Annotated in this window: 14 protein-coding genes; all 14 read left to right on the forward strand. The window is 34.7% G+C overall.

Going from position 1 to position 11,923, the window contains the following annotated elements:
* Positions 1-160: 160 nt before the first annotated feature.
* On the forward strand, positions 161-3,139 hold the full coding sequence (locus tag KH172YL63_RS08455) for an RNA dependent RNA polymerase (RefSeq protein WP_173105692.1): 2,979 nt from the start codon (positions 161-163) through the stop codon (positions 3,137-3,139).
* Between the two features lie 349 nt (positions 3,140-3,488).
* Entirely contained in the window at positions 3,489-3,638 is a 150-nt protein-coding gene (locus KH172YL63_RS21840; RefSeq protein ID WP_173105693.1) for a helix-turn-helix transcriptional regulator, read from the forward strand.
* Positions 3,639-3,694: 56 nt separating this feature from the next.
* On the forward strand, positions 3,695-4,444 hold the full coding sequence (locus KH172YL63_RS08465) for a hypothetical protein (RefSeq protein ID WP_173105694.1): 750 nt from the start codon (positions 3,695-3,697) through the stop codon (positions 4,442-4,444).
* A 35-nt stretch (positions 4,445-4,479) separates the two neighbouring features.
* Positions 4,480-4,725 carry a hypothetical protein gene (locus KH172YL63_RS08470; RefSeq protein WP_173105695.1) on the forward strand — a complete coding sequence of 82 codons (246 nt, stop codon included), beginning with the start codon at positions 4,480-4,482 and terminating at the stop codon, positions 4,723-4,725.
* A gap of 138 nt (positions 4,726-4,863) precedes the next feature.
* Complete coding sequence (locus tag KH172YL63_RS08475; RefSeq protein WP_173105696.1) at positions 4,864-5,349, forward strand: hypothetical protein; 486 nt, start codon at positions 4,864-4,866, stop codon at positions 5,347-5,349.
* A gap of 2 nt (positions 5,350-5,351) precedes the next feature.
* On the forward strand, positions 5,352-6,416 hold the full coding sequence (locus tag KH172YL63_RS08480; protein WP_173105697.1) for a serine/threonine-protein kinase: 1,065 nt from the start codon (positions 5,352-5,354) through the stop codon (positions 6,414-6,416).
* 278 nt (positions 6,417-6,694) lie between these two features.
* Positions 6,695-7,132, forward strand: coding sequence for a hypothetical protein (locus KH172YL63_RS08485; RefSeq protein WP_173105698.1), 438 nt, complete (start codon positions 6,695-6,697; stop codon positions 7,130-7,132).
* Positions 7,133-7,619: 487 nt separating this feature from the next.
* Positions 7,620-8,588, forward strand: coding sequence for an FtsK/SpoIIIE domain-containing protein (locus KH172YL63_RS08490; RefSeq protein ID WP_173105699.1), 969 nt, complete (start codon positions 7,620-7,622; stop codon positions 8,586-8,588).
* Positions 8,589-8,630: 42 nt separating this feature from the next.
* Positions 8,631-9,254: a replication-relaxation family protein gene (locus tag KH172YL63_RS08495; protein WP_173105700.1), complete on the forward strand. Its 624-nt coding sequence runs from the start codon at positions 8,631-8,633 to the stop codon at positions 9,252-9,254.
* A 43-nt stretch (positions 9,255-9,297) separates the two neighbouring features.
* On the forward strand, positions 9,298-9,450 hold the full coding sequence (locus tag KH172YL63_RS08500; protein WP_173105701.1) for a hypothetical protein: 153 nt from the start codon (positions 9,298-9,300) through the stop codon (positions 9,448-9,450).
* A 254-nt stretch (positions 9,451-9,704) separates the two neighbouring features.
* The gene (locus KH172YL63_RS08505; RefSeq protein WP_173105702.1) at positions 9,705-9,905 is read left to right on the forward strand and encodes a helix-turn-helix domain-containing protein; all 201 of its coding nucleotides are present in this window, start codon (positions 9,705-9,707) and stop codon (positions 9,903-9,905) included.
* A complete protein-coding gene (locus KH172YL63_RS08510) occupies positions 9,895-10,083 on the forward strand; it encodes a helix-turn-helix domain-containing protein (protein WP_173105703.1) in 189 nt (62 codons plus the stop codon). The genes KH172YL63_RS08505 and KH172YL63_RS08510 overlap by 11 nt, the downstream gene beginning before the upstream one ends.
* Positions 10,076-10,333 (forward strand): group-specific protein, encoded by a 258-nt coding sequence (locus KH172YL63_RS08515; RefSeq protein WP_173105704.1) that lies wholly within the window; start codon positions 10,076-10,078, stop codon positions 10,331-10,333. The genes KH172YL63_RS08510 and KH172YL63_RS08515 overlap by 8 nt, the downstream gene beginning before the upstream one ends.
* 414 nt (positions 10,334-10,747) lie before the next feature.
* The gene (locus KH172YL63_RS08520; RefSeq protein ID WP_173105705.1) at positions 10,748-11,869 is read left to right on the forward strand and encodes a CamS family sex pheromone protein; all 1,122 of its coding nucleotides are present in this window, start codon (positions 10,748-10,750) and stop codon (positions 11,867-11,869) included.
* Positions 11,870-11,923: the final 54 nt, after the last annotated feature.

Raw genomic sequence — 11,923 nt, forward strand, 5'->3', positions numbered from 1 at the left:
ACATAGCAAGTAAAATTATATCATATAAGATTACTCGGAATTGTTATTACATACGATACGATAAAATTGAATGTTAATTAAGGTGAAATTGTTAACGAAACACTGTATTGGCAAGGTTGGACGATAGACAAAACGATAACGATATCTTAGGAGGATATTAATGAAAAATAATAAAAATAAACAGATACAATTGTACAGTTTGGACACATCAGCTTTCTACACGGATACAGAATATAAACTTAATATTAAGTTGAGCAAGAATAAACGGAGAATGGCGATTTATAAAAGTGAGATTGAGAATATTAAATTATATGAGAATAATAATTTTATGATCCCGTCTCTTAAGCAGAACATCGAGGAACAAACTGAAAAACTGAATGAGATGGATATTCCTGCAGGTGCTAATAAAGAGTTGAAAATTAAGATTAAAGAAGAACGAAAGCAGTTAAGCAAAAAAATCAGTGAGTTGAATAAAAGACTATACAGAGCCCTGAAACAAAATTCAAGCAAAAAGATGGATGTAATTAAGAATAGGGAGTCAATGGATCAGCTTCCTCAGTATCTTCGAGAATGCAGCGAGAAATTGAAGATAGCCAAACTTAGAGTGAAGAGATTTACACAAGAATTGAATACAGAGTTGAAAAGGTTTGGTGAATTGGAAACAAGAGTATTGAGACAGGAGGCACTTGCAGATAGAAATAAAATTTCTCAATTCCAAAGCACTCTACCCAGAACAATTACAGTTGGTGAGGATGGTACAACTAAAGATATTATTATGATCAGGGCATTCAGATACGTTGTTTTCAAGAGTTTAGTGAATAACGGGTTTTATGATCAGTTTGGACGTCATTATCAATACTTCACTTCAAGTGCTGGCATGGTTCGTAATAAGAAGTCAATATTTGCAGCAACTGATGTTGTGGAGAGTGAGGGATTTCAGAATAGGATCTGGTGCGGTCTAACTAAAAAGAAAATTAATGAAACTAAATTCAAAAGGAAAGATGATGAGAATCTAATCGAGAATGGAGTCAACTTGAGTAAGATGGGTGCGTATCTGGCCTTGTGCATGACGAGTAGCATTCCTTTTGAGGATTTTGATATAGATCGAGCGATTGTCGTACCAGATTATGAAAAGGTGCTTAAGGGTCAGCATGTTAATTACATAAGCAAGAAAAATAAATTCAAGCCTACTGAAGATACAAATCGGAGCGTACCAGTAAATATTGTAGATGGGTGTGGGATGATGCTTCCTGAAGTGAGTAAGAAGTGTTGGCAGTACAGGATGCCCGGACATAAAGGGCTTTTAATCCCTTTTCCATTTGTGGATTTCATTCGAAAAGTTGGGAAGATGGACGATTGTACGGTAACAGATATCTATGGTGAAACTCACGATATTATAGCTGACCGAATTCAATACATTTTTACAGCAAGTCAATTCAAGCTTGCCCCTTACTACAAGAATTGGGATGAGTATAAAAGAGCATTTAAAAAGGGAGGTGAATTTGCGATTTGCAAGGAGGAGGAAGACAATTTCCTAGATAAGCCAATTTCATATCAGATGATCCAAACGCTCCCTGATATTGCTAACGATGAAATCAAGACTCTTACATCACTAACAAATAAGAAGATTGCTGAGATTGAAGAAAGTGCTGATAATATGCTGGGATTGCTTGGGGTAAATAATGAAGAGGGAAACAAGGATTCTTATCAGAAGGCACTTACGATATATCCTGAATTAATTTCTGATGAATATTCTAAGGAAAAGATAAGGAGTGCTCGTGATTCTTTATATAAGAATGCTAAGTCAGGGAAAATTTATCTTAAAGGGACGAAACGAACTTTCATGAGTCCGGACTTATATGCGTTCGCAGAGTGGTTATTCTTGAAAGATCCTGATCCAAAAGGATTAATTGATAAAGATGAAGTGAGTTGTAAGTTATATAAGAATGAATTAAGTCTAGATGTTCTAAGGAGCCCCCATTTGTACAAAGAACACATTTTAAGCAATAACAAGGTTGATGATGAAACTAAGGATTGGTTCATTTCTAATTGTATTTATATGAGTAGTCACAATCTCGATTGCAGCAACGTCTTAATGGCAGATTTCGATGGTGATGAAGCGACAATCGTATCCGACCCTTGCTTTAAATTTATTGCCAAAAGGAATATGAAGGATGTTCTTCCTTTAGACTACGAGCTTGGAACAGCAAATCGTGAAGAAATCAATAACGAAAACTTGTATAACTCACTTACTAGAGCCTATTCGAAAAATCAGCAGATTGGTGAAATAAGCAATAAGATTACAAAAGAGTGGGCGAAGCAAATCGATCAAATTGACGAAGAATTGGTAATGCAGTTAGTATATCAGACAAATGCAGCCATTGATTTCGCAAAAACGAGTTGGTATCCATCGTTTCCTGATGAGGTTGAAAATAAGATCAAAGACCTGAACAAAGAAAAGCTGCCACACTTTTTCATATACAGTAAGGATAAGGAAGACAAACAGGTAAACATGATTCCTAAGCGAAAAGACATTAAAGGTGAAGAAGACCTGAAGGCAGCGATTGAAAAAGCCTGTACTGTAGATAAACTTGAATATGTTATTGGAAAAAATAAAATCAGTTTCTCCAAGCTCTTTGATAAATTTGATTATAAGATGATGATGAAAAAGAAAAATGTTAAAAAGGTGAATCAAGACCTGATTAAGAAATACGTGGAATTGAATAAGAAGAAAAAGTTTCAGTTAGAAAAGGAACTAATGGATAGTGGATATACGGAAAGTGTGAAAGAACTAACAACATTTGAAATGATTAGAGATCAATTGCTGGAGATACACAATAATGAAGAAGAAGTTGCTGATATGTTGATTCATTATCATTATGAGGTAAACCCTGAAGCTAAGAGGGGGACGATTTGGGATGCATTTGGTCATATTATTTATCAGAACATAAAGACGAACTTAGAGGATGAAAGTCAATCTGGTGATTGTAAAGTATGTAAGACTACATATAGAAAAGTAACGAAGAATAAAGAGTTATGTGATACTTGTAAGAAGGATGAGGATAGAAAGAAAAATGCTGAACAAAAGAAAAAGTCTAGGGAAGCGAAAAAAACCTCTGACACAATTAAGGTAGGGTGATGTGAGCCTATGGGGGAGTAGGCATCGAAGGGTATAGATAGAATTGTAGAAAAGTAGCTAGTAGGGAAGGGTAACGTTATAGGTGATCATCAAGGATGTTACCTCCTTACTTTTTTTCAGAAAAAGCACATAGTTGACCTAATTATAGTTTGATTATCTAATTACACTATATACTATGTCCTTTTATATGGCAAGTAAAATCTTCCCCAATTCAATAATCTTTTGGATATTGATTATTGATCCTCCTAGGATTTGTTTGTCGAGATAAGTTGTTTGAATACTTATCTTCTTTTTTACGTTTAGATTAATCTATCAGATTATTATATTTTGGAGGCGAGGTATGGAGTGAATGAAAGTTAAACAGAAGCATCTTTTGGAGAAAATTAGGTTCGATTATAATTTGTCGCAATCAGCATTGGGGAAAATGCTTGGTGTTTCACAAATGCATATTAGCAGAATTGAACGAGGAGAACGGCCGATGAATGAAACTGCAACATAAGATATTGTCAGTATTTAATATAGATAAAAAATCATTAAGAATATAGGAGGATTATTATGCAAATTAGAATTGGAAACAAGGTATATAGCTACGAAGAACCGGTTGTTATTGTAGATGATGAGCTTGGAGACGATAACAGAGGAATTATCCATTATGAAAATCATGAAACAGAGCCATTGAAAATTAAGGTGAAGAAAGGTTATTCTCCTGAAGTTTGGGCTGAAGTACTATTACACGAATGTATTCATGGTATTTGTAGAGAAAGTAATTTCGAAGATGACTCGATTTTTGAAGAACACGTAAGAATGATGGGGATTGCATCATCAATGTTTTTAAAACAAAATCCTCATTTCTTTGATTTGTGCAGGAAGCATTTATTCTACGATGACAAATATGAAAATGTTCCTGATCCAGAAATTATGCCTAAAGTTCATTTTGGAGCGTACTCATATGAGCTATTACAAGTTACCGGGGAGGCTGATGTAGATAATTTACCAGATGGAAAATATGTTCCGTTTCAAGTATGTGACAAGAAGTCAAAAATGTTTCTTTACGGTGATGAACCAAAAGCATATTGGATTTTGATTCAGTATTACTTCTATTTAATGCTGCATTCAACGAACAGACAATTTAACGCTGGAATTCCATCAGATACATTTTCTAGGCTGGCTGAAGGGTTAGCTAAGCTATTAAAAGAAAATCGTTGGGTGTTTGATAAATTAGAAAAGATCAGTAAGAAATCAAATAAAACTAATCGTATCAACTTTAAGAAATATGAGAATGCTCCATCAACATTTAGCGAGTAATTAAAATAAGTGGGTTAAATATAGGAGGGATTAAAATGAGTAAAAAACTTAGCTTGAATATTTTACATAGAAGAATGAAGGATTTGTCCAATGTATTAGAAATCCAAGGTGATAATACATTTGGAGATGATGCTTATATGGTTGGTTTGTACAATGGGATTGAATTAGGTTTAGCTACTATGGAAGGTCGAGAACCTGTTTATCGTAAGGTGAGTAAGAAGAGCATTAAGAAATACAATAAGGATATTCAAAGGAGATTTAAGAAACCGAAAGGGGAATAAGGGACTTTTAAAAGTTGAACTGTTTAAATTAGCATTAATTTGATTCAAGTTACATATTTACCTAATATACCCAATATGTATATCGTATTCTGTCAAAAAATGATAGAATTGTAGGTATATAGATTGGGGGAAATGAATTTGGAAAGAAAGTCAATCGGTATAAGAGTAGAACCAAAAGAGATTATTTACACAATACTTAATAAAGACGAAAAAGATAATGTATCATACAGTGTTGAATCAATAGTAGTGCCGAAGGCTCTAGAAAATGATGTTCCTCGACAACTTTCATTCATTAGAACCACATTGTATTCAATTATATGTGAATATAATGTTGAGTTTGCTGGACTGAGAACAGCAGAAGGAAATTCTAACACTAGTAGTACATTTCGAATAAATCTTGAAGGGGTCATCCAAGAATTATTTTCCGATAGTACAATAAAGCGATATTTTGCTGGCACTTCAACTTCAATAGCTTCAAGACTAGGTACAAATAGTACCAAAATAAAAGACTGTTGCAGTGGAAAAGAAAACACATTTAACTTAGACTCTTGGAACAATAAAATGAACAATAATAAAAGAGAAAGTGTTCTTACCGCACTAGCTGCTATTGAAGGGGCGTATTAATAATGATTAAGGTTAACCAAGTAAAGGCACATTTGTCATTGGATAAATGGAGAAACATAGGTGAAGAAGGGAAAAATTCAGATGTTTGGATAGCTAGAGACAAGCAGTTAGAACAAGTATTAATATTAAAAAAGATTACAAAGAAGTCATTAGATCAACAATTGGTTGAGGACTATTTTGCAGAAGCAAAAATCTTAAATGAGAGTAGACACCCTCATATTATGCCTGTTTACTATTCTGCTGAAGATAATGAGAATGTATACATAACAATGCCATATTACAGTAACGGCTCCCTTAATGGTCTAATGAATAAACGATTCTTATCTGTTAGAGAGATAATAAGGTATTCATTAGATTTTTTATCGGGATTATTGTTTACACATATTAAAGGGTTATTACATTTAGATATTAAACCCACCAATTTAATCATTAATGATTCAGATAGGATTCTACTAACCGACTTTGGTTTATCCAAATATTTAAATGAAACAGGATCAGTTGAACAGCTTTGGCAATATGTAGCACATCGCTCTCCTGAATCATATGATACTGTAGACAGAACTATTTCTGATGATATCTACCAGGCTGGTTTAACTTTGTATAGAATGTGTAACGGAAATGAGTTATTCAAAGAACAGTTTGACCATTTCAAAAGTCAAGGTCAAGATGTTTTAAAAAGAGCAGTTCAAAAGGGAGAGTTTCCAAGTAGGAGAACATATAAACCTCATATACCTTTAAAACTAATTAAGGTTATCAATAAAATGCTTCATCCAGATCCAGATAAACGTTATAAAGAAGTTCTTAGCATTATTAATGATTTAAGTAAGATAGACGAAATGTTGGACTGGTATTATTCTGAGGATGAGAATATCCAATGGGTTCTAGAAAGTGAAAATTCTTTTTTAACCGTATTTCTTGAAAATGATAACGGTGAGTGGTTGACAAGAGCTGAAAAGTATGTTAAAAGTAGTCAAAGGAATATGAAACAAACTAAATTTAAAGGTTCATTTAAGAACATTGATAAAGCACTTAGGTTTATAGCAGAATCTTTAAAAAATCATAAATAGGGAGGTTATTTAGATGCTATCGGAAAGTGAGCGATTATCGAGAAAGTTCCTTGCCAACCCTCATCAGAATACATCCTATCTTGATTTGTTAAAGAAGAACAAGTCCGTTGATTTAAGAGATAATAGTTACACAGTTGATCTTGGTAACGGGTACAATGCTATTATACCTATTGATAAAAATAAAACTTTTCAATAATTATGGTAATAAGGCTCACTCTGTAGAGTGGGTCTTTTTTGTTGTACTTATTAATCAATTTTATTAAGAAAGGATTGGTCATATGAAGAAGCAAACATACACAGCTGATCAAGCGAAAGCTATGTACTGGCTATCATTACCTAAGAAAGATAGATGGACAAAAGACGAAGACACAGGTGAGGTTATCCAGTTGGATACATTGGAGAAGCTTTCGGTTTATCTAGGTTGCCATCGTAATACCCTATACAAATGGAGGAAAGAGTTTGATAACGAGGACTTCATGAAAGAGGTCATTAAGAACTCAATTGGTGAAGCACCAGAGGTTATTGGAGCAATTATTAGAGAGGCCAAAGCGGGTAAAGGTAAGCAGCAAGAGTTGTTCCTTAAGATGACAGGAGCATTCAAGGATGTTAAGGAAATACATAATCGTCACTATGAGAGCGTAGATGTAGATGAGATTAAACGTAAAGCTGAACGTTATGCACAACTGAATGATGATGGAATGAATAAGGTTAATTAGTTGTATGTGATTACACTTGAATGCTAATGAAAGCCTTTATTTACCGTTTAAATGCGTATGTAATGGATGTTAGAGAGAAGGTTAACATCTGTATTCAATTGTGTTCATTAGTTTAATACATCCACTGCAAGGCTCTGATGGACATTGGCCAGGAAACTTTTCACTTCTAAGGCAAATTGATATTGAATTAAACATCGTTTATACATAACTTTATTCATTTGTAAGAATTAATTTTATGCATAAATTCGAAACGTATCTGATCTTAGAACAAGTGAAAACGTTGATATATCAAGGATGTATAAAACAACGTATATTGAAGGTAAATCCACACCTTGCAAACGTTGATATAATAGCATTCTTATTTTAATCAACTTCCTCAAATGTGATTTATGTAAACTAGGATTGAATAATAAATTCAACAATATGCAAAACGATATACGAAATGAATAATTTTTATACATAAGATCATACGTTCGAAGGGGTACACATGGGGGCAGGGGTGCGTGTCCATCAGCACCTAATGGGTTATAGATACATCTACAGATTACCAATTGGCATGTCATCAGATCATATAATTGGCTTGGAAAAGGTCTTCAGTGATGGACTAAATAAACCAGTAAGAGTCGAGTTTAGAAAAATTAATGGAGAAAAGAAGAGGGTCTGTCTTTCTGTTTATGAAAAAGAACTACCTGTTCTACTTAAATATAGCCACATACCAATGCTTGGTGATGAATGGGTGATTCCATTGGGTCAAACTCAAGAAGGTATGATATGGCATAACACCGATCAGATACCTCACATGACAGTTGCAGGGACTACTCGATTTGGTAAAACAGTTTTTCTCAAAATGATGATGACATATTTGATTGAGAACCACAGTGACAATTTTGAAGCGTATATTATTGACCTAAAAGGTGGGCTAGAGTTCTCTAGATACTCAAGTCTCAAACAGGTCAAAAAGGTTGCAGGTAATGAAATAGAAGCTTATGAAATGCTCATAGAAATCCATGAATCAATGATGATGTTCGCTTATTACAAGAAAAAACAATGGAGCAATATTGTTAATACGCCAATAAAAAAGAGACAATTCATTATTGTGGATGAGGCAGCACAGTTAGCACCTGAAAGTTGGATGGATAAGGATCATAAGAAATTGCTTTCGCACTGTCAAAGGTTGCTCTCTGAAATTAGTCGATCAGGCGGAGCGTTAGGATATAGGTTAGTGTATTGTACTCAATACCCTGTTGCTGATACCTTATCAAGACAAATTAAAATGAATTCTGATGCAAAGCTCACCTTTAGATTATCAACTGGTTATGCTTCACAAGTTGCCATTGATAAAAAGGAGCAGAAAAGTTGCCTACAACCATTAAAGGGAGAGCGTTATTTAAGACTCATGAGGTTAGTGAGATACAAGTTCCATTTATCAGTGATGACGAGATGTATTCAAGGCTAAATAAATTTCAAGAACCAGTCATATGGGAAGGGGAGAATGATAATGTCATTAACCATGAGGAAAATGATTCGAGTAGAGGAAATACTCAACACAGTTCAGACATTGGGGTTCGTAAGTCGTTCACAATTACAAACAATACACAACTTAAAAAGTGACAGGAACGCATTAAAAGTTCTCGGTGAGATGAAGGAACATCTCCATGTTAAACCGTCACCAGAACGGAGCAACGAAAACATCTACTACTTGAACAAGAATGGGTGTGAGTATGTAGGTCAGAACCAGGAACGGAGATGGGGACAGTCGGTAGAACACTATTTAATGCGAAATGATTTGTTCATCCACTATAAGCAGCCAAATCCCTTTAATATTGAGCCGGAGATACTGTTAAGAGAGGGAATGACTCAGAAAATTATTAAGCCTGATGCTACATTTATCAGGGATGATCAGTATTATTTTCTAGAAGTGGATCGGACGCAAAAGATGAATGAGAATAAAAAGAAACTGGATAATTACGCAGAACTATTCCCTCTAATTAAATCCACACTCAAACAAACCCCTATACTTGTTTTTTACACACTTAGTCATATTAGAAAAGATAAAATATCAGCTTGGTGTAAGGAAATGAACTTGCCTTTCGAAATTATCTGCAGAGAGGATTTAAAATAAGCATACTTAATGACGATAAAAGGCACTGAGGAGGTGTCTTTTATTGTTTGATTCAGTTGATAACAGTCCAATGAATGATCTTGCCATAAATATAATTAAATTTGGTGGAGTAGTTGCAATTATTTCTATAATCATTTTTGTTGTTTTAGATCGCTTAAGAGTGCCAAGGGTATCGCAAGTGGAATTGGTGCATTAGCGTCATTGTATGTGGCTTATAGAGTATTCCTATTTATGTTTCCTTAAGAAAGTTATGGAAGAAAATTCAAAGCGAATTTAATTAGTTTATTTTACTTAAATCAGTATTGCTAGTAATACCAATATACGATTTCAGAGTGAGGGTGAAAATGCCTTCATTCTTTTTATATTCACTTATTTTATATAATTTAAAATGTTTTGACTTCTTTGGTATTACCGGATAAAATCGGAAACTGTGAAGGAGGAGAAGGTACAATGGATAATAAACTTACACGAGAAGAACTTCCTGAAGTAATGATGCCAATACATGTTCAGAGGTTTCTGGGAATTGGAAGAAGGCAGACTTACGAAATGATTCACAATTCATCTTTTAACGTAGTTAAAATAGGTAGACTATATAAAATTTCAAAGGCTTCATTTCTTAAGTGGTTTGACGGTGATGTTCATGATAGGTAAAAATGATCTGCCAGAAGTATTAAGCCCTAAACACATTCAAGAAATATTAGGTTTGAGTAGAAGAGGAACATACGACTTAATGGAAAATCCACCGTTTCATGTGGCTCGTGTAGGAAGGCTTTATAAAATTTCTAAAGAAGTGTTTTTTAATTGGCTGGAGGGTCGTGAGGATGATTAATGTTGTAGTAAATGAAACTGAAGTAAAAGAGCTATACTTAGAGGAATTAAAGAAAGCAATAAAAGAAGCTGAGAAGCAGACGATCTTTTGGGACATGAAAGAATTAGTAAGGCAGACTAAAATGTCAAGGGACACCATTTTTAGGCAGTTCTTTTATGAACCGGGCTTCCCAAAATATAAGGTAGGTCAAAAGTGGATGTTCCCTGAGGAAAAAACTAAAGAGTACTTGCTGGATTGGATTGAGAGATAAGAGTCATGAGTAAGGGAAAGTGTAGTACTGGGAGCATAGTGGTCACATATAATTGAAGAAAATAAACCACTTTACTCTTTATGATTATGGACAATACTCCGTTCTCATGGTATATTTTCCATAATAGGAAAAGTGGTCGGAAACCTTTGATAAACATTGATATACCAATGAAATGGATGGCATTTTCAAAAGCCATCACAGAAAAAAATCAATCAAATGATGAATGCAATGAATAAAAACATGAAGTAATAAGAGCGGGCACTCAGTTATTGAGTGCTTTTTCTTTTTGCAGATTTTCCTGATAGAATCGGGAGATAGTATAAAATAATTATTTTGATGAATTCAAAAAAACTTAGAGCTTATCTTTCAGAATGAAATAAAATGTATGGTAGAATATAGTCCGGAGGGAGTTCTATGAAAAAATGGATGATCGTTTCACTTTCTCTTCTGATTGTTGTTGGAGGATGCAGCAACAAGCCTCAAGAAGTGATAGATGATGAAACACTTGAAGTGCAAAACAGTGCTGCAGGTGATGCACGTGAATATTTGAATTATAAGATGAATAAAGAGAAAAAATCGGTGAATCGTGGATTAATCACGATGATGATCAACAACCGAAGTGATATGGATGAAATCGAGACAGGGCTGATGTCCTTATCTACCGAGCATTTTTCCCCCGAGAAATATGTTTACCAAGAAGGACAATATCTTTCTAAAGCAAGCAAATGGTTGGGCAGAAAGTCGGATTCGAACAAATCAGGCCTGAATCCTGAGCTGAACATATCCTCTGACATGGATTGGGAGCAGCAGATGGAGCTTGAGAAGAAAAATCCCATGTATCTTGCTTATATCCATGAACAAAACTATGTGGACTCAGAAGGAAAGCTTCAAGGGATTTCAATTGGACTTGCGATGAATACCGTCGACTATATTCGCGTTGAAGATGATAAAAAGCTCATGCATTTTGACGAAGCGAAGATTGATGACAAAATGATCAAAGAATACGGGGAGAAAGTCGCCAATTCCGTCGTCAGCCGTGTCAGGGGGATGAAGGAACTGAAGGATGTCCCGGTCATGATCTCGATTTATAAGCTTCAACCCTTAAATAGTGTCGTCTCAGGCAACTATATTTCCACTGCCTATCTGGATGATAACGATAAGAGAATCAAAAAATGGGAAGATGTGTCGGACAAATATTTCTACTTCCCGAGTGATGACGGGGAAGAAAAGGACCGTGACCTTTATAATCGGATCAGGGACCTTGAAGATTATGTATCCAAATTCTTTTCTCATCAGGATATCGAGTTTGTCGGCAAGGGCTTATATCAGAAGGACACTTTGAATAAGCTGGTCATTGACGTACATACAGGTATGGTGAAAGAAACCGAATTAATCGGCTTTGCCCAGGCGATAGGTCCTGAAATTGTTGATTATTTCCCACATACTCCGGTATACCTATATGTCAAGACACCAAAGGGACTGAAAGCAACGATTGTGAAGGAAGAAGATCAAGAGCCTTTTGTTCAAATTCATTAAACCTAGAAAAACATCCCTTTACAATGAAGGGATGTTTTTCTAATGGCAACTTCT

Source organism: Bacillus sp. KH172YL63, assembly GCF_011398925.1.
Lineage (GTDB): Bacteria > Bacillota > Bacilli > Bacillales > Bacillaceae_B > Rossellomorea.